An 18628-nucleotide genomic window follows, 5' to 3' on the forward strand; every position below is an offset into this window, starting at 1 on the left:
CGTGGACGTGAACGTGGCGCGTGCGGCCTATGTGTGGCTCACGTGAGGCGAGCGTGTCGTTCTGGCGCGGCTCAGGCGTCCGCTGCGCCCTCGCCGAGCGGGATCGGTTCGATCGCCCAGTGCCGCGCGTCGCGGCGCGCCGGGCCCGGCACCGCGCAGGCGACGCGTCCGGTGTAATCGCGCGCGAGCCGGCGCTCGTCGATGCCCCAGCCGCGCGCTTCGAGCGCGCGCACCTGCTGGCGAAACGCGATCTGCAGCGCGTCGGCGCGCACCGACACTTCCTGCTGCCAGTCACCCGGCACGCGTTCGGGCCGCACCTTCGCGAGCACCGCGTGATCCTCCGCGAAGACTCGCAGGTTGCGCCGGATCGTCATGCCGTCGAAGAGCGGCGAGCGCAGGAACGTGCGGCCCATCATCCACCACGTGCGTGTCCGGTTGGCCTCCACCGGCACGTGGGCGGAGACGAGATGGACGCGCCAGCCGTCGCGCGGCGCGAGTTCGAGCGTCGCGCACGGTCCGCTCAGATGAAAGCCCGGCGTCGTGCGCACGTCGACGTGCGCGCCGGTCGGCGTGCGGCGCAGCCAGCCGCGCCGGACCGGGCGGCGCATCGTCATCACCGCGCGGCCGCTCCATGCGTCGGTCTCGACGTCGAACGCCGCCATCTCCGGATGCGCCGGATCGCCGAAAGTCGAGCCGTGGACGAATGGCGCGTGCGCGAAATCGAGGCCGTTCTCGATCACGCGGTCCCAGCTGGCCTGCCAGTCGAAATGCCCGCGCACGACGCGCACGGCCGGATCGTCGACCCAGCCGAGATCGGGCAGCGGCGCGCGTTCGGCCTCGGGCAGATCGCCGAGGAAGGCCCAGATCCAGCCGTAGCGTTCGCAGGTCGGGTAGGCGTCGACGCGCGCCTTGGCCGGAATGCGCGCGGCGGGCTGCGCGGGGATGTGCGTGCAGCGGCCCGCGCCGTCGAAGCGCCAGCCGTGATACGGACATTGCACGGTCGATTCGTGCCTGATGCCGGCCGACAGCGACCCGCCACGATGCACGCAGATGTCGGAGAGCAGCCGCGGCTCGCCCTGCTCGTCGCGAAACGCGACAAAGCGCTGGCCGAGCAGCCGCACGGGCAGCACGTCCGTGCCCAGGTGCGCGGACGGCGCGACGACATACCAGAGATTCGTCAGCATGGTGAGCCTGTTCGGTGAAATCCGATAGTGGTACTGAGGATAGGAAGTCCCGCGGCCCGGACTGGGCGGACGGGCTGCGCGGTCCGGGATGCCTGCGATGCCCAAGATGCCCGCGTCGAGCCGGTTGCCGGATCGTACCCGATTCCGGTGCGGCGTTCGCGCGACGCGGGCAGGGCGGGCGGCAGCGCGCAAGCGATGCGCGCCATCGGCCGCGGCCGCCGCATCCTGCTAGCGCCCGCCCGCCGGCACGGCCTGCGTCGATGCCCGCACGACGAGACGCGGCGGCGAGGTCACGCACACGCGCGGCGCGCTTGCCGCGCCGCGCGGCGCCGCTTCGATCAGCTCGCGCAGTAGCGCGACCGCGAGCCCCGCCGCCTCGACGGTCGGCACGGCCACCGTGGTCAGCGCCGGCCGCGCTTCGCGCGCCAGCTGGATGTCGGTGATGCCGATCACCGACAGGTCGCGCGGCACGTCGCGTCCGAGATCGGCCGCCGCGTGCAGCGCGCCGAGCGCGGGCAGGTCGTTGGTCACAAGGAGCGCGGTAAGCTCAGGATGCGCTTCGAGCAGTTCGCGCGCGGCCTGATAGCCGCCCTCGGCGGTGTCGCGCGCATGGCGCACCGGGATGTCGCGCAGGGCGACGCCGGCCGCGCGCAGCGCGTCGTCGAAGCCGTCGTGCCGCGCCACGTGGATGCCCGACGCCTTGCTGCCGGCGATCACGCCGATGCGGCGATGGCCGAGTTCGAGCAGATGCCGGCCGGCCAGCTCGCCGGCAAGCCGGAAGTCCACCGCCACGCACGGCAGGCCCGGCGGGTCGAGGGGCCGCTCCCACATGCACAGCACGACCGGCGCGCCGCGCGCCTCGGTCTTGTGCAGATCGGCGAAGTCGAGATTCGCGTTCATCACGAGCACGCCCTCGGACAGCGTGCCGGCAATCTGTTCGAGGTAGGCGCGGCCCGTCAAGGGATCCTCGTTCGTGTTGCAGATGATGAGGAAATGACCGCTCGTGCGCGCCGCCTGCTCGACCGCTAGCGCGAACTCCGGATAGAACGGGTTCGCAATGCTCGATACCATCAGCGCGATGGTCGGCGCGCGCCCTTCGGCGAGCGCGCGCGCGGCGAGGTGCGGCCGGTAGTTGAGGGCCGCGACCGCCTCGAGCACCCGCTGGCGGGTCTGTTCGCCCACGCGGCCGCGGTTGCGCAGCACGTTCGACACCGTGGCGGGCGTGCAGCCGGCGCGGCGCGCCACTTCGCTGAGGGTGGTCATGGTGTGATCACTATGTGGGAGTGCTACCCAAAGTTTGCATTCCCGCGCGAGGCGCGGCACTATCGAACCTACACGACACGATATCGGAGACGCTGCAGGGCCCTGATCGCACGCGATCATTTTTTTAGGCCCTGTAGATTAAGCGCTTAATCTCCGTTTCGGATCGGATTAAATCACGGAGACGGCGCAATGGCGAGCATTTCCTTAAGAGGCGTCCAGAAATCGTACGGCGAGGGCGTCCCGGTCATCCGCAACGTCGATCTGGAGATCGGCGAGAACGAGTTCTGCGTGTTCCTCGGGCCCTCCGGCTGCGGCAAGTCGACGCTGCTGCGGATGATCGCCGGCCTGGAAGACGTGACCGACGGCGACCTGTCGATCGGCGAGCGGCTCGTGAACGACGTGCCGTCCGCGCAGCGCGGCGTCGCAATGGTGTTCCAGAGCTACGCGCTGTTCCCGCACATGACCGTCTACGAGAACATGGCCTTTGGTCTGAAGCTCGCCAAACTCCCCAAACACGAGATCGATCGCAAGGTTCGCGAGGCCGCCCGCATCCTGCAGCTCGAAGCGCTGCTTGAACGGCGTCCGAAGGCGCTCTCCGGCGGCCAGCGCCAGCGCGTCGCGATCGGCCGCGCGATCGTGCGCGAGCCGGGCGTGTTCCTGTTCGACGAACCGCTGTCGAATCTCGACGCCACGCTGCGCGGCCAGACGCGCGTCGAAATCGCGCGCCTGCACCGGCAGTTCGCGAAGGCGAGCGTCGTCTACGTGACGCACGACCAGATCGAAGCGATGACGCTCGCCGACAAGATCGTGCTGCTGCACGCGGGCGCCGACACCCAGCGCTACGGCAGCATCGCGCAGATCGGCGCGCCGCTCGACCTGTATCACCGGCCGGCGAGCCGCTTCGTCGCGGGCTTCATCGGCTCGCCGCGCATGAATTTCCTCGCCGCGCGCGTCTCGGCGTGCGACGCGCTCGGCGTGACCGCGACGCTCGACGACGGCGAGACCGTGCGCGCATGCGTCGACGGCGCGGCGCTCACGGTCGGCCAGCCCGTCACGTTCGGCGTGCGTCCAGAGCACCTGGAACTCGTCGCCGATGGGGCCAACGCCGGCGACGGCGTGCTCACGCGCGGCGTCGTGCTCGTCGAGCAGCTCGGCGAGCACAGCTACGTGCATCTGGACGACCCGCACGGCGCGGTGCTGATCGCGAAGGCGCCGGGCACCGCGCACCTGCAGCCCGGCGCGCGCGTGAGCCTGCGCGCGGAGGCTGCCGCCTGCCATCTGTTTACCGAGGACGGCTTCGCCGTTCCGTTGCTCGAATCCGTCGCACACCACGTTTAAAGGACAATCGGATGCGCCTTGGAGTCTGTTATTACCCGGAACACTGGCCCGAATCGCTCTGGGAAGACGATGCCCGCCGGATGAAAGCGCTCGGCATCGAGCAGGTGCGGATCGCGGAGTTCGCATGGAGCCGCATCGAGCCGACGCCCGGCGAGTACGACTGGGGCTGGCTCGACCGCGCGATCGACGTGCTCGGCGCGGCCGGCCTGCAGGTCGTGATGTGCACGCCGACCGCGACGCCGCCGAAGTGGCTCGTCGACCGTCATCCGGACATCCTGCCGGTCGGCCCCGATGGCCGCGTCCGCGCGTTCGGCTCGCGGCGTCACTACGATTTCTCGTCTCCTTCGTACTACGAAGCATCGCGGCGCATCTGCACCGCGGTGGCCGAGCGCTACGGCCGGCATCCGGCAGTCGCGTTCTGGCAGACCGACAACGAGTTCGGCTGCCACCACACGGTCGTCAGCTACTCGCCGGCCGCGCTCGCGCGTTTTCGCGAATGGCTGAAGGCGCGCTACCGGAGCGTCGACGCACTGAACCGCGCGTGGGGCACCGTGTTCTGGAGCATGGAATACCGCAGCTTCGACGAGATCGACGCGCCGGTCGGCACCGTGACCGAGGCGCATCCGTCGCACCGGCTCGACTACCGGCGCTTCGCGTCCGACGAGGTGGCGCGCTACAACCGGATGCAGGTCGAGATCATCCGCGCGCATTCGCCGGACCGCCCGGTCGCGCATAACTTCATGCAGCTCTTCACGGAGTTCGACCACTACAAGGTCGCGGCCGACCTCGACGTGGCCGCCTGGGACAGCTACCCGCTCGGCGCGCTCGAAGAGCAGTGGTTCGAGCCCGAGCTGAAGGCGAAGTGGCTGCGCACCGGGCACCCGGATTTCGCGGCGTTCAATCACGACGTCTATCGCGGCATGTCGAAGCTGCCGTTCTGGGTGATGGAGCAGCAGCCGGGACCGGTGAACTGGGCGCAGTGGAACCCCGCCCCGCTGCCGGGCATGGTGCGGCTGTGGAGCTGGGAAGCGTTCGCGCACGGCGCGGGCTGCGTGTCGTACTTCCGCTGGCGCCAGGCGCCGTTTGCGCAGGAGCAGATGCACGCGGGGCTGAACACGCCGGACAACCGGCTCGACGTGGGCGGCAGCGAAGCCGGCCAGGTCGCCGCCGAGATCGGCGCGGTGCTCGCCGCGGCGCCCGATGCGAATGCCGCGGTGCGCGCGCCGGTCGCGCTCGTCTACGACTACGAGGCGAAGTGGCTGTGCGAGGTTCATCCGCAGGGCGCGGACTTCCACTATCCGCGCTTCGCGTTCGAGTACTACTCGGCGCTGCGCAGCCTCGGGCTCGACGTCGACGTGGTGCCGGCGAGCGCGCCGCTCGACGGCTACCGGATGATCGTCGTGCCGCCGCTGCCGGTGCTGCCGGAAGGCTTCGCCGGACGCCTCGCGCGCTCGGGCGCGCAGGTCGTGATCGGACCGCGCACCGGCTCGAAGACGGCCGACCTGCAGATTCCCGCGCAACTGCCGCCGGGGCCGCTCGCCGAGCTGCTGCCGGTGCGCGTGTGGCGCGTCGAATCGCTGCGGCCGAACGTCACCGAGCCGGTGATGCTGGCCGGCAGCGCGGCCGGCGACGGGCGCGCGCGCCACTGGCGCGACCTGATCGATACCGGCGCGGCGCCCCAGGCCGAGATCGGCGCGCGCTTCGCCGACGGGCACCCGGCGTGGGTGCGGCACGGCACGCTGCATTACTTCGCGAGCCTGTTCGACGACGCGCTGAGCGCGCGCCTGTTCGCGTCGATCGCGCGCGCCGCGGGCCTCGCGGTCGAGCCGTGCGCGGACGGCGTGCGCGTGAGCCGGCGCGGCGGGCTCACGTATGTGTTCAACTACGGCGATACCGCGCACCGGCTTGCCGGGGTCGCCGACGACGCCTTCGTGCTCGGCGCGCGCGAGATCGCGCCGCAGGGCGTCGCGGTTTACCGGTCCGCATGACGCGGTCCGCCTGCTTGACGGCGCGGCTCGTCCGCGCCCCTGTTGATGAACGCAGTACCCGGCAGCACGCACAACGACGTACAACCAAGGAGACAGGTATGACTTTCAGACTTCGCAAGGCAATGGGCGCTGTCGCACTGGGCGCGGCTGCCGCGGCGGCCTCGATGGCCGGCACCGCGCAGGCGGACACGCTCGCGATCAACATCGCGTTCAAGGGCGCGAGCCAGCGCGCGGTGTGGCAGCAGGTGATCGACGAGTACAAGCAGGCGCATCCGGGCACGACGGTGAACGTGTCGTTCATCGACGAGGAAGCGTACAAGGTGCAACTGCCGGGCTGGCTCACGACGGTCGCGCCGGACATCGTCACGTGGCACGACGGCGAGCGCATGGCCTATTACGCGAAGCGCGGCCTGTTCGAGGACCTGAGCGCCGACTGGACGAAGAACGGCTGGGACCAGATGTACGCGTCGACGAAGGAAGCGTCCTCGTATGACGGCAAGCAGTACGCGGCGCCGACCGTCTACTACGCGTGGGGGATGTTCTACCGGAAGGACCTGTTCAGCAAGGTCGGCATCGGCGCGGAGCCGAAGACCTGGGACGACTTTCTCGCCGACTGCAAGAAGCTGAAGGCCGCCGGCATCACGCCGATCGCCGTGGCCGGGCGCGACGCGTGGACGCTCGCCGGCTGGTTCGACTATCTGGACCTGCGCCTGAACGGCAACGCGTTCCACCAGAAGCTGATGGCGGGCGAGGTGCCCTATACCGATCCGCGCGTGAAGAAGGTCTACCTGACGTGGAAGCAGCTGATCGACGACGGCTACTTCATCGACAACTCGCTGTCGTACAACCTCGATGCGGCGCAGCCGTTCCTGTTCCAGGGCAAGGCCGCGATGATGCTGATGGGCACCTTCATCTCCGGCGGCTTCCCGGCGAGCGTGAAGCCGGAGATGGGCTTCTTCCGCTTCCCGATCATCGATCCGAAGGTGCCGACTGCCGAAGACGGTCCGGTCGAGTCGCTGCACATTCCGTCGAATGCGAAGGACAAGGCCGCGGCGCATGCGTTCCTGAAGTTCGTCGAGACGCCGAAGATCGGCGCGCAACTGGCCGACGGGCTCGGCTCGCTGTCGGCGAACAGCCAGTCGCCGCTGCCGGATGACCCGATCGCGCGAATCGGCTTCCACATCCTGTCGACGACGCGCGGCGGCATCGCGCAGTTCTACGACCGCGACATGACGAAGGAAATGGCCGACGAAGGGATGAAGGGCATGCAGGAGTTCGTGTCCGATCCGACGAAGCTCGACCAGATCCTCGCGCAGCTGGAGCAGGACCGCCTGCGGATCTACAAGAAGTGACGCAGTGCGCGGGCGCGGCGGCACCGTGCCGCCGCGCCCGCACGACGTTCGTTCAGGAGAGTGGCCGTGATTGATTCCGTCAGCCGTCGATCGATACCCGCCGGCGGCGCCCCCGACCCCACGGGCAGCGCCGCGCAGCCCGGCGTGCCGCCGCGCGCGCGGCGCACGCGCGGGCCGTCGCCCACCGCGCGCCGGCAGCGCCGCGCAGCGATTCTGTTTCTCGCGCCCGCGTGCGTGATGGTCGCGATCTACGTGATCTGGCCGATCCTGTCGACGCTGCGCATCAGCTTCTATCACTGGGACGGCATGACGCCGCCGAGCTTCGTCGGTCTCGCGAACTACGTCGAGCTGTTCCAGTCGCCGACCTTCTACACGGCGTTGAAGAACAACCTGATCTGGCTCGTGCTGTTCCTGCTCGCGCCGCCGATGGGGCTCGCGCTGGCGCTGTACCTGAACCAGGCCGTGGCGGGCATCCGCATCGTGAAGTCGCTGTTTTTCGCGCCGTTCGTGCTGTCGGGCGTCGTGGTCGGGCTGATCTTCTCGTGGTTCTACGACCCGACCTTCGGCCTGCTCGCGCTGATTCTCGGCCACGGCGTGCCGGTGCTCGGCGATCCGCGCTACGCGACGCTCGGCATTGTGTTCGCGGCGCTGTGGCCGCAGACCGCGTACTGCATGATCCTGTATCTGACCGGGCTGACGGCGCTGAACGCGGAGCAGGTCGAGGCCGCGCGCATGGAAGGCGCGCGCGGCTGGGCGATGCTGTGGCACGTGATCCTGCCGCAACTGCGGCCCACCACGTTCATGGCGATCGTCGTGACGGTGATCGGCGCGCTGCGCAGCTTCGACCTGATTTCGGTGATGACGGGCGGCGGTCCGTTCGAAAGCTCGACCGTGCTCGCGTATTACATGTACGACCAGGCGATCAAGTACTACCGGATCGGTTACTCGGCGGCGATCGCGGCCGTGCTGTTCGGCATCATGCTGATCTACATCGTCTACCATCTGCGCCGGATGCTGCGCGCCGAGCAATAAGGAGCCCGATATGTATCCGCTGCCGATCGACAAATGGAAGCCGGTCTCGCGCCGCCTCTACAAGCTGTCGCTGCCCGTCGCGCTGGTGATCTGGCTGCTGCCGCTACTGGCGGTGCTGCTCACCTCGGTGCGCTCGTCCGAGGAACTCGCCGAGGGCAACTACTGGGGCTGGCCGAAGCACTTCGCGCTGATCGAGAACTACCGCGACGCGCTGATCACCTCGCCGATGCTGCATTACTTCTGGAACAGCGTGCTGATCACGCTGCCGGCGGTGGCGGGCTCGATCGCGCTCGCCTCGATGGCGGGCTTCGCGCTCGCGATCTACCGCTTTCGCGGCAACACGTCGCTGTTCGCGACGTTCGTCGCCGGCAACTTCGTGCCGATCCAGGTGCTGATGATCCCGGTGCGCGACCTGTCGCTGAAGCTGGGCCTGTACAACACGGTGGGCGCGCTGATCCTGTTTCACGTGTCGTTCCAGACCGGCTTTTGCACGCTGTTCCTGCGCAACTTCATCAAGCAGTTGCCGTTCGAACTGGTCGAGGCGGCGCGCATCGAAGGCGCGAACGAGTGGACCGTGTTCTTTCGCATCGTGCTGCCGCTGATTCGCCCCGCGCTCGCGGCGCTCGCGATTCTCGTATTCACGTTCGTCTGGAACGACTACTTCTGGGCGCTGTGTCTCACGCAGGGCGATGCCGCCGCGCCGATCACCGTCGGGGTGGCCGCGCTGCAGGGGCAGTGGACGACCGCCTGGAATCTCGTGTCGGCGGGCTCGATCCTCGCGGCGTTGCCGTCGGTGCTGATGTTCTTCGCGATGCAGAAGCACTTCGTCGCCGGCCTCACGTTCGGCGCGACCAAAGGTTGAATGCAGCGCACGCGCGCGGTTGTGCGCGTGCGCCGCATGTCCGGTGCGGGAGGTTGTGATCTCTACCGGGAAGGTTGCCCGCTTCGCGCGGGCTTTTTTGCGTGCGCGGGGCTCAGCGGAGGGTCAGGTATTCGCCCGCGCAGACGAGCACGAACAGCGTCTTCAGCACGCATTCGACCAGCGCGATCGCGAACAGCGGGGGCGATACGTGATAGACGAACGGCAGCGTCGACGACACCGCGAGCGCGCCGGCGCCGCAGACGAACGCAAACAGCGCCCGCGCATAGCGCAGCCCGACGAATGCCGCGCCGCCGATGCCGACGAGCAGGCACTTCGCGACGAGCAGCGCGGCGAATTGCGCGGCGCCGTCCGGCGGGCTCCATTCGAACGGAATCTCGACGAGCGACCACACGCACACGAGCGCCAGCACCGCGCGCCCCGCGCGCGATGTGCGCGGCGGCCGGGACGCCGCGGCCTGCTGCTCAGGCGGCGCGCGCCACTCGCCGGCGGCGGCGTCGGCGGGGCGGCGCGGCTGGCCTTGCCACGCGTTGTCGATCGTCATAGCGGCCTCCGTGGTCGCACTGTGTTATGCGGCCAGTCTGCGCGTGCTTCTGCGACAACCAAAGTAAATTTTTGTGAATTCTCGGGTTTGCAACGGATAAATCGATTCCAGTCCTGATGCTGCGCACGACAGCGTTTCAAGCGCATGACCGCACCGATCGACATTGCGCCAGAAATCGTCCGTGAGCGCACGGGCGGCGCGCGCGTTCGCGGGCGACGCGATGCCGCGCGCGGGCATCGGGGGCGACACTCAGGCGGGCATCTTGCGGAAGGCGATCGCGATGCGGTTCCAGCCGTTGATGGCGTTGACGAGCAGCGTCAGGTCGACGATCTCCTCGTCGCTGAAATGCGGGCGAACGGTGTCCCACAGCGCGTCCGGAACGTGCTGTTGCGCGATCAGCGTGAGCGCTTCGGTCCACGCGAGCGCGGCACGCTCGCGCGCGGTGAAGAACGGCGTCTCGCGCCACGCGACGACCGTCGCGAGCCGGCGCTCGGTTTCGCCGCCCTTGCGTGCGTCGCGCGTGTGCATGTCCACGCAGAACGCACAGCCGTTGATCTGCGAAGCGCGCAGACGCACCAGTTCCGCCAGCGACGTTTCGAGCGACGACGCCGCAATGCGCTCTTCGAGCGCGCGCATCGCCTTGATCGCGAGCGGGCTGGCCTGGTAGAAGTCGAGACGCGGTTCCATCGTGTTTTTCCTCGGGTGTGGTGGGGGTTCGGACAGTCGATGGGCACAGCTTAGCCGCCGCAGCGGCTGTCTGAAATAACCGGTTTTGAGGAATTTAAGGTAACCAGTTGCGGGCGGCGTCCGGGTCGCGCCGCCCGTCGCGGCGCGCTTATTCGAGCGCCGCCGCCGGGCCGAAGAACTCGTAGCGGCTCTGCGACGCCGGCACGCCCACGGCCTTCAGATGTTGCCGGATCGCCTTCATGAAGCCGAGCGGTCCGAGGTAGTACGCGTCGACGTCGCGCGTGGGGGGCAGCCAGCGTTCGAGCAGCGTCGCATCGAGCCGGCCGATCGCATCCGCTGTCGGGTCGCCTGCGCGACGCTCTTCGTAGCAGTAGAAGCGCTTCATCTGCGGATAGCGCGCGGCCAGCGCGTCGATGGCCGCGCGAAACGCATGCACGCCGGCATGACGCGCCGCGTGAATGAAGTGCACCGGCCGTCCGGTATCGAGCGCGGATTGCAGCATCGCGAGCGTCGGCGTGATGCCGACCCCGCCGCTGATCAGCACGAGCGGCTTGTCGCCTGCTTCCAGCGTGAACTCGCCCGACGGCGCGTAGAGGTCGAGCGTGTCGCCCTCGTTGACGCGCGCATGCAGGTACTGCGACACCTTGCCGTGCGGCTCGCGCTTCACGCTGATGCGGTAGTCGCGCCCGTTGTGCGCGGCCGACAGCGAGTAGTTGCGGCGCACTTCTTCGCCGTCGATCGCGAGATTCAGCCCGATGTACTGGCCGGGCCGGAACGCGAGCAGCGCGCCGCCGTCGGCGGGTTCCAGATAGAACGACGTGATCTCGTCGCTCTCGGGCGTCTTGCGCGCGACGCGAAAGCGCCGCGTGCCGCGCCAGCCGCCCGGCTCGGCCGCGCGCCCGGCGTAGATCCGTTCTTCGAGGCCGATCAGCAGGTCGGCGAGCTGCTGGTAGGCGGCGGCCCATGCGTCGATCACCGCGTCGGTGGCGATCTCCGCGCCGAGCACTTCGCGGATCGCCCGCAGCAGGCATTGGCCGACGATCGGGTAATGCTCGGGCAGCACGTTCAGCGCGACGTGCTTGTTGATGATCTGCGCAACGAGGCCGCCTAGCTGATCGAGTTCGTCGATATGGCGCGCGTACATCAGCACACCCTGCGCGAGCGCGCGCGGCTGGGCGCCGCTCGCTTGGTGCGCCTGGTTGAACAGCGGTCTGACCTGCGGAAAGTCGTTCAGCATCCGCTGATAGAAGTGGGTGGTCAGCGCTTCGCCGCCGCTTTCCAGCAGCGGCACGGTGGCTTTGACAATCGCGCGATGTTCGGCGGAGAGCATGATGCAGGTTCCTCTTGTGACGGGATGGAGAAGGCGCAGCCGGAGCCGGCCGCACGCTGCTTTATCCATGATTCATGCCAGGTGTTATATTCAAATAAATCATTGGGTTAAATTTAAATGCAGTTGATATGACACGGGTCAATATGACTTCTGAGAGAGTCGAAATGACTGCGGGCACGCTGCTCGACGCGCTCACGCCGCTGATGCAGGACCTGTCGCGCGACCTGCCCGAAAGCGAGCGCTATCGCCGGCTGCTCGGCACGCTGCGCGCGCTGTTTCCGGGCGACGCGGCCGCGCTGCTGCGGCTCGAAGGCGACACGCTGGTGCCGCTCGCGATCGACGGTCTTGCCAGCGACACGCTCGGGCGGCGCTTTCGCGTCGACGAGCATCCGCGCTTCGCGCGTCTGCTCGCGCGCGCCGAGCCGACCCGTTTCGCGGCCGACGCCGGCCTGCCGGATCCCTACGACGGCCTCGTGCTGGGCGCGGGCGCGCAACTCGAAGTGCACGATTGTCTCGGCTGCCCGCTGCTGATCGGCGGCCGCCCGTGGGGGCTGCTCACGCTCGATGCGCTCGATCCGGCAACCTTCGACCGCCTCGACATCGGGTCGCTGCAGGCATTCGTCAGTCTCGCCGCGGCGACGGTCAGCGTGGTCGAACGCCTCGACGCGCTCGCGCGCATGAGCGAGGAGGAGCGCAGCCGCGCCGAAGCGTACCGCCAGGCGAGCGGGCAGGGGCGTCGCGAGATGATCGGCAGCAGCGCGCCGCACCGGCACTTGCTCGAAGAGGTCGCGCTCGTCGCCGGCAGCGATCTGACCGTGCTGATCACCGGCGAGACCGGCGTCGGCAAGGAGCTGGTCGCGAACGCGATTCACGCGCAGTCGGCGCGCGCGCTCAAGCCGCTGATCAGCCTGAACTGCGCGGCGCTGCCGGAGACGCTCGTCGAGAGCGAGCTGTTCGGGCACGTGCGCGGCGCGTTCTCGGGGGCGGCGGCGGACCGGCGCGGCAAGTTCGAGCTGGCCGACGGCGGCACGATCTTCCTCGACGAGGTCGGCGAGCTGCCGCTCGCGGTGCAGGCGAAGCTGCTGCGCGTGCTGCAGAACGGCCAGTTGCAGCGAATCGGCTCGGACCGCGAGCACAAGGTGGACGTGCGGCTGATCGCCGCGACCAACCGCGATCTCGCGGAAGAGGTGCGGGCCGGGCGGTTTCGCGCGGATCTGTATCACCGGCTGAGCGTCTACCCGCTGCGCGTGCCGCCGCTGCGCGAACGCGGCCGCGACGTACTGCTGCTCGCCGGCTACTTTCTCGAAGAGAACCGCTCGCGGCTCGGGCTGCTGAGCATCCGGCTATCCGCCGATGCACAGGCCGCGCTGCTGCACTACCGGTGGCCCGGCAACGTCCGGGAACTCGAACATCTGATCGGCCGCAGCGCGCTGAAGGCGCTGGCGGCAAACCGCGAGCGTCGCCGGATCCTGACGCTCGGCGAGCCGGACCTCGCGCTCGGCGCGCGCGCGGACGCGGCGCGCGGCAAGCGCGCGGGCCTCGACGAGGCGGCGGGCGAGGGCAGGCAGGAAGGCCGAAGCGAGGGCAAAGGCGAGGGCGAGGGCATGGCCGGAGAACCTGTGCCGGATTTGCGCAGCGCCGTGACCGCGCTGGAACGGACGATGGTGGGCGACGCGCTCGCCCGTCATGCGCAGAACTGGGCGGCGGCGGCGCGCGAACTCGGTCTCGATCGCGCGAACCTGAACCGCCTCGCGAAGCGTCTCGGGCTGAAATGACGCGCCGCGGCAGCGGGCGCTGCGCGTCGTTTTGCTGAATGCCGTTTCGCTGAAGTTCACTGAAGTTCGTTGCGTTTGCAACGATGTGGCGTTTGTCCGCGGCGCGCGGCGAATACGCGGATACGCCGCCAGCGGGCCGAGACGATTGCCTCAGATTGCCGCCAGCGGCCGGCGGCGAGCGCCTCAGATCCGCCGCCAGTGGGCTGCGACGATTGCCTCAGCTCGCCGCCAGCGGCCGGCGGCAAGCGCCTCAGATCCGCCGCTAGTGGGCTGCGACGATTGCCTCAGATTGCCGCCAGCGGCCGGCGGCAAGCGCCTCAGATCCGCCGCCAGCGGGCCGCGACGAAGCGCCAGAGGCCGCCCGCGACCAGCGAGCCGACGCCGAGCACCACGCCGAGCAGGATGATCGTGCTCATGTGATCGCGCACGAGCGGCACGTTGCCGAACAGATAGCCCGCGCTCACGAGCGTGACGACCCACAGGGCGGCGCCGGCGCTCACGCACGTGATGAAGCGCGCGAAGGTCATGCGCGATACGCCGGCGACGAACGGCGCGAATGTGCGCACGACCGCGAGGCACGGCGACAGCAGGAACGTGAGCGCGCCGCGCGCCTCGTAGAACGCGTGAGCGCGCCGCAGCGCGCGTTTGTCGAGCCAGCGGTAGTTGGCGCTGTAGACCTGGTCGCCGACCACGCGTCCGCACAGGTAGCTCACGACACTGCCGGCGACGGTCGCCGCGAACAGCACCGGCATCACGAGCCAGACGTTCAGCGCGCCGGTTGCGGCGAAACCGCCGCACAGGAAGATCAGGGGATCGCCGGGGAGAAAGAACAGCGGCAGAATGCCGATCTCGACGAAGACGACGGTGAACAGCATTGCGTAGACGGCATTGCCGTACTGCGCGATCAGGCTGCCGAGATGGTGGTCGAAGTGCAGTGCGACATGCAGGAGGTGCATCAGGTCCATGGCGGGCGGACGGGTTATGGTGCTGAGAGTGTAGCCCCGCGCGCCGCGATGTGCGAATCCTTTGTGCACGGGACTGGCCTGCGCGCGGGGACGATGCCACTATGGACGATGCGCGCGGCCGTGCGCCGCGCCGGTTTTCGCCGCGCGCAGACTGCGCGCGGCGGCTTCGTGCGATGCCGCCGTACAGGGGACTTTTCGTTCATGTCCGACGTTTTGCCGCTCAGCTATCGCCTCGCGCGTCCGGACGACGTGCAGGCGATTCGCGCGATCGAATATGATGCGGCGCAACGCTTCGCGACGATCGGCCTGACCGGCATCGCCGCCGCACAGCCGATGGACGCGGCCTTCGTGCGCCGCAAGATCGCGGCGACGGAAATCGTCGTGGCCGTGCATGCGGGCACGCGCTGCGTGGGCTTCGCGATGTTCGCGCCGCTCGGCGCGCGCTATTACATCGAGGAACTGGATGTGGCGATGGCGTGGGCCGGACAGCGCATCGGCGCCGCGCTGATCGCGCGCGTTGCCGCGCTTGCGGGCCGGGCCGGCGCGCGGCAACTGGTGCTGTCGACGTTTCGCGAGGTGCCGTGGAATGCGCCGTATTACCGGCGGCTGGGCTTTCGCGTGATGGACGAGGCGCAGCTCGATGCGCCGTTGCGCGCGATTCGCGCGGCACACGTCGCGCGCGGCATCGACGAGACGCGGCGGGTGTTCATGTGCCGCGACGTCGAGCCGGCTTCGGGCTGAGTCGGCGCGCGGACCGCTCGCGTCGCGCTGCCCGCCGCGAGGCGGGCAGCGGCGGGCAGCGCGTGGCGCGTGGCGGGGTCAGGCGACGGCTTCGAGCGCCGGGTAGTCGATGTAGCCGGTTTCGCCGTCGCCGTAGTAGGTGGCCGGGTTCGGCGCGTTCAGCGGCGCGTCGAGCGCGAAGCGGCGCGGCAGGTCCGGATTCGCGATGAAAAGCTGGCCCCACGCGACCGCATCCGCTTCGCCTGCATCGAGCACCTGCTGGGCCGTCTCTTTCGTGAACTTCTCGTTCGCGATGTACGGACCGCCGAAGGCGGCCTTCAGTTGCGGTCCCAGGCGGTTTTCGCCGAGCGATTCGCGCGCCGCGATGAAGGCGATCTTGCGCTTGCCGAGTTCGCGTGCGACATAGCCAAACGTGGCGGCCGGGTTCGAGTCGCCCATCGTGTGTGCGTCGCCGCGCGGCGCGAGATGCACGCCGACGCGCGGCGCGCCCCACACCGCGATGCACGCGTCGGTGACTTCGAGCAGCAGGCGCGCGCGGTTTTCGAGCGAGCCGCCGTAGGCATCGGTGCGCGTGTTCGTGCTGTCCTGCAGGAACTGGTCGAGCAGATAGCCGTTGGCGCCGTGCACTTCGACGCCGTCGAAGCCGGCGGCTTTCGCGTTTTCCGCGCCTTTGCGGAACGCTTCGACGACGCCTGCGATTTCATCGAGGCCGAGCGCGCGCGGCACGACGAACGGCCGTTGCGGGCGCACGAGACTCACATGGCCTTGCGGTGCGATGGCGCTCGGCGCAACCGGCAATGCGCCGTTCAGGAAGAGCGGATCGGAGACGCGGCCGACGTGCCACAGCTGCAGAAATATCTTGCCCCCGGCCGCGTGGACGGCCTGCGTGACGAGCTTCCAGCCCTCCACCTGCTCCTGCGACCAGATTCCGGGCGTGTTCGCATAGCCGACGCCTTGCGGCGTGACGGAGGTCGCCTCGCTCAGGATCAGCCCGGCGGACGCGCGTTCGGCGTAGTACTTCGCCATCAGTGCGTTCGGCACGCGGATTTCGCCGGCGCGCTGGCGCGTGAGCGGGGCCATGATGATGCGGTTTTTCAGCGTGAGATCGCCGATATGCAGCGGATCGAACAGCGTGGGCATGAGGTTCACCTTTCCTTGCGGGCATGCGGCCCGCAGCGATTGAGACGTCAGGATGAAAGAAGCGCGGCGATGCGCACGGGCGTCACAGGTCCGCGTTCATGTGCGTGAGAAACGCCTGGATGACCGCCTCGTTGCGCTTGAAAAACACCCACTGACCGACCCGCTTCGACGTGACGAGGCCGGCGCGCTGCAACGCGGCGAGGTGCGCCGACACGGTGGATTGCGACAGCCCGCAGCGCGCGTCGATCATGCCTGCGCAGACGCCGTGATCGAGCGGCAGCTCCTGCGCGGCAAAATGCACGTGCGGCTCGCGCAGCCAGGCGAGGATGTCGCGGCGCACGGGGTTCGCAAGCGCCTTGTGGATCGCATCGATGTCGAGCGTCATCGTGGTTCGGTTTCGGGGAGCACAGGTGGCGGATCACACCAGACGATCGATGACGGTCCGGGTCTGCATCGCAACGGATCGAAGTATATATCGTTTTTTTTCGATATGAATGAAGGCATTACTCGGGGTGGGGTTGATCAAAGACCGCCTTTATCCTCATCCTCAACAAGACGGGCCGCCCGACAAACCACCGCAACGGGATGAAGTGGTCAGGCATCAGACTGATGTGCCAGGGCATCGCCCATCCATTTTCTCCGCATGGGGTTCCGCTCATTACCCAATCCAGCTCATCAGATAATCCGCGACCGATTCAAAGGTTGGCATAACGAACCGGATATGGCGCAGAAGGAATAGCACCACCATCGCAACCGCGATCACCCATGTGATAACGGTGTCCCCCGTACTCCAGCCGTTGGGCGAAATCAGCATGACCACCCCCCAGATTGACGCCAGCACGCCGAGATCGGGGCCGAAGATCGGGTTGTAATCGTATTCCCGCTTCCACGGCACCGCCACGCGATCCGGTTCTTTCGCCACCACATTCAGCGCAATTCCCTGCTTGTGCGGTAACGCTACGAGCTGTGCGCCCTGCCCGAAGTGCGCCATCTTCGCCGCCAGCGCCTGAAGCACCCAGCGTGCTACCGGAGCTTGCGGACCGATGGCTGGATCAAGCGCATGTTTCTCGACCTTCAGGTCGGATTCCTTCACCGCAGCCAGGGTTGCGTGCTGCGCGAGGCCCTTCAGGCGGCTGTACCAGAAGTGCCGGATACGCGTACGCTGCACCTGTTCCGAATCCAGCAGCAACGCAAGCGCCTTGTCTGCTTCGTCGGCATCGGCAACGATCTGACGTAACAACCACGCCTGGCGCTTCAGTTCCGGCTTCTCGCGCAAAAGCGCGGGCGATCCAGACAGCAAGGCCACGGCGGCTTCGGAAACGTCGGGCCTGCCGTCTGCGTTTTCATCATTCAGATGCCATGCCATCACGAGGCGATACTTCGGTATCCTGTTGATGTCATATGAATGATAAGCCGGATATTCTTTATCGTTAAACCATTGATCCGCAAATCCGGGGTCCTGGTCGATACCGATCCATCTGACTCGTGGCTTGCCTGGCAAGCCGATCTGTTCCCACACCACGTGAAGGTCAGACGATGATTCAGTCCGCTCGCACTGGATCACGATCTCGAATGAACCGCTTTTTACCGCGAGAGAAAGCCGGGCGACCAGCGGTGTCAACAGCCTTTCAAGCACCACGCGTTCGCGCGAAGCCGCATCCTCGCCCTCAACGCTCGCGAGGCGCATCGCCTTGCCGGGATTCTCGGGCGGGCTGCCCTCCAGCTTCAGCATGCGTTCCGCAAGATCGGGTTCAGGCACAAGAATGACGCTGTCGAGCACCACCATGCCTGCACGGCTTTGCCGTTGCCAGCCGGTAATGTCATGCCAGCGCGCCACGTTATGGTCTGCTGCCTGTCTCGCGGGAACGTCATACCCCAGCAGCCAGGCAAAACAACTGAGCCCAATCCAGCCGAAGAACGGCACCACAAGCGCATCATGGATAAACCTGTCCCACGGGATGGGGCCGATCTTCGGCAGGGCAGGCACAACCAGGGCAAGCGCGAAGCCCTCGACAATCAGGTACAGCACGAGGAAGAGCCAGACGGGCGGCGGTTTCTGTGCCTCCCATTCGGAAGAAAAACGCGGATTCCAGGAGAAACTCATCGGCGTGTCTCCCGTCAGCTTCCGTAAGTCCAGTCATGCTGCGAGGCGATGAGCTGAGGCATGGGAGCGCAGTGACAGCGGCAGAAGTCGCCTTCCAGCGCGGGCAGCTTGCCGTCCATGGCGTCATCCGCTGAACGCGGACCGTTCGCGACGACGCGTCCGATAGAACCGCATGCGGGACACTGGACGCTCGCCCCGAGATAGCTCATGCCGCGATCATCGGGGCCCACGCCGTCGAGGCCGTCGAGCACGGTGCCGTTTGCCGTGGTTCGGTCAAGGCGAAGAATGCAGGCACGTTCAGCCAT

General features: G+C 67.9%; 17 protein-coding genes. 7 read left to right on the forward strand and 10 right to left on the reverse strand.

The window, feature by feature from the left end:
• Positions 1 to 71: 71 nt before the first annotated feature.
• Together AC3AP7_RS21080 and AC3AP7_RS21085 are read right to left on the reverse strand one after the other, a co-directional pair.
• Positions 72 to 1184 carry an aromatic ring-hydroxylating dioxygenase subunit alpha gene (locus AC3AP7_RS21080; protein WP_487364498.1) on the reverse strand — a complete coding sequence of 371 codons (1113 nt, stop codon included), beginning with the start codon at positions 1182 to 1184 and terminating at the stop codon, positions 72 to 74.
• A gap of 228 nt (positions 1185 to 1412) precedes the next feature.
• Positions 1413 to 2447: a LacI family DNA-binding transcriptional regulator gene (locus AC3AP7_RS21085; RefSeq protein ID WP_487364499.1), complete on the reverse strand. Its 1035-nt coding sequence runs from the start codon at positions 2445 to 2447 to the stop codon at positions 1413 to 1415.
• A 189-nt stretch (positions 2448 to 2636) separates the two neighbouring features.
• Between AC3AP7_RS21085 and AC3AP7_RS21090 the strand changes: the two genes are divergently transcribed.
• The 5 genes from AC3AP7_RS21090 to AC3AP7_RS21110 all read left to right on the forward strand — a co-directional run bounded on the left by AC3AP7_RS21090 (position 2637) and on the right by AC3AP7_RS21110 (position 9019).
• A complete protein-coding gene (locus AC3AP7_RS21090) occupies positions 2637 to 3785 on the forward strand; it encodes an ABC transporter ATP-binding protein (RefSeq protein WP_487364500.1) in 1149 nt (382 codons plus the stop codon).
• Positions 3786 to 3796: 11 nt separating this feature from the next.
• On the forward strand, positions 3797 to 5773 hold the full coding sequence (locus AC3AP7_RS21095) for a beta-galactosidase (protein WP_487364501.1): 1977 nt from the start codon (positions 3797 to 3799) through the stop codon (positions 5771 to 5773).
• Between the two features lie 98 nt (positions 5774 to 5871).
• Positions 5872 to 7125 (forward strand): ABC transporter substrate-binding protein, encoded by a 1254-nt coding sequence (locus AC3AP7_RS21100; RefSeq protein WP_487364502.1) that lies wholly within the window; start codon positions 5872 to 5874, stop codon positions 7123 to 7125.
• A gap of 66 nt (positions 7126 to 7191) precedes the next feature.
• Complete coding sequence (locus AC3AP7_RS21105; RefSeq protein WP_487364503.1) at positions 7192 to 8157, forward strand: carbohydrate ABC transporter permease; 966 nt, start codon at positions 7192 to 7194, stop codon at positions 8155 to 8157.
• 10 nt (positions 8158 to 8167) lie between these two features.
• On the forward strand, positions 8168 to 9019 hold the full coding sequence (locus AC3AP7_RS21110) for a carbohydrate ABC transporter permease (RefSeq protein ID WP_487364504.1): 852 nt from the start codon (positions 8168 to 8170) through the stop codon (positions 9017 to 9019).
• A 112-nt stretch (positions 9020 to 9131) separates the two neighbouring features.
• Here AC3AP7_RS21110 and AC3AP7_RS21115 read toward each other — a convergent pair whose 3' ends face one another.
• From AC3AP7_RS21115 to hmpA, 3 genes are all read right to left on the reverse strand, one after another.
• Positions 9132 to 9581, reverse strand: a complete 450-nt coding sequence (locus tag AC3AP7_RS21115) for a hypothetical protein (protein ID WP_487364505.1) — start codon at positions 9579 to 9581, stop codon at positions 9132 to 9134.
• A 249-nt stretch (positions 9582 to 9830) separates the two neighbouring features.
• On the reverse strand, positions 9831 to 10268 hold the full coding sequence (locus tag AC3AP7_RS21120) for a carboxymuconolactone decarboxylase family protein (RefSeq protein ID WP_487364506.1): 438 nt from the start codon (positions 10266 to 10268) through the stop codon (positions 9831 to 9833).
• A 148-nt stretch (positions 10269 to 10416) separates the two neighbouring features.
• Positions 10417 to 11598, reverse strand: coding sequence for an NO-inducible flavohemoprotein (gene hmpA, locus AC3AP7_RS21125; RefSeq protein WP_487364507.1), 1182 nt, complete (start codon positions 11596 to 11598; stop codon positions 10417 to 10419).
• Between the two features lie 143 nt (positions 11599 to 11741).
• Here hmpA and norR point away from each other — a divergent pair, with 143 nt between their 5' ends.
• Entirely contained in the window at positions 11742 to 13373 is a 1632-nt protein-coding gene (norR, locus tag AC3AP7_RS21130) for a nitric oxide reductase transcriptional regulator NorR (RefSeq protein ID WP_487364508.1), read from the forward strand.
• 317 nt (positions 13374 to 13690) lie between these two features.
• Here the strand turns inward: norR and AC3AP7_RS21135 are convergent, their stop codons facing one another.
• Positions 13691 to 14338 (reverse strand): VTT domain-containing protein, encoded by a 648-nt coding sequence (locus tag AC3AP7_RS21135; protein WP_487364509.1) that lies wholly within the window; start codon positions 14336 to 14338, stop codon positions 13691 to 13693.
• A 201-nt stretch (positions 14339 to 14539) separates the two neighbouring features.
• Here AC3AP7_RS21135 and AC3AP7_RS21140 point away from each other — a divergent pair, with 201 nt between their 5' ends.
• Positions 14540 to 15079, forward strand: coding sequence for a GNAT family N-acetyltransferase (locus tag AC3AP7_RS21140; RefSeq protein WP_487364510.1), 540 nt, complete (start codon positions 14540 to 14542; stop codon positions 15077 to 15079).
• A gap of 78 nt (positions 15080 to 15157) precedes the next feature.
• Here the strand turns inward: AC3AP7_RS21140 and AC3AP7_RS21145 are convergent, their stop codons facing one another.
• The 4 genes from AC3AP7_RS21145 to AC3AP7_RS21160 all read right to left on the reverse strand — a co-directional run bounded on the left by AC3AP7_RS21145 (position 15158) and on the right by AC3AP7_RS21160 (position 18628).
• Positions 15158 to 16219 carry an alkene reductase gene (locus AC3AP7_RS21145; protein WP_487364511.1) on the reverse strand — a complete coding sequence of 354 codons (1062 nt, stop codon included), beginning with the start codon at positions 16217 to 16219 and terminating at the stop codon, positions 15158 to 15160.
• 82 nt (positions 16220 to 16301) lie between these two features.
• Entirely contained in the window at positions 16302 to 16604 is a 303-nt protein-coding gene (locus AC3AP7_RS21150; protein WP_487364512.1) for an ArsR/SmtB family transcription factor, read from the reverse strand.
• Between the two features lie 273 nt (positions 16605 to 16877).
• Positions 16878 to 18323 (reverse strand): hypothetical protein, encoded by a 1446-nt coding sequence (locus tag AC3AP7_RS21155; RefSeq protein ID WP_487364513.1) that lies wholly within the window; start codon positions 18321 to 18323, stop codon positions 16878 to 16880.
• 14 nt (positions 18324 to 18337) lie between these two features.
• The gene (locus AC3AP7_RS21160; protein WP_487364514.1) at positions 18338 to 18628 is read right to left on the reverse strand and encodes a PAAR domain-containing protein; all 291 of its coding nucleotides are present in this window, start codon (positions 18626 to 18628) and stop codon (positions 18338 to 18340) included.

It is taken from the genome of Paraburkholderia sp. PAMB 6770, from assembly GCF_057748135.1.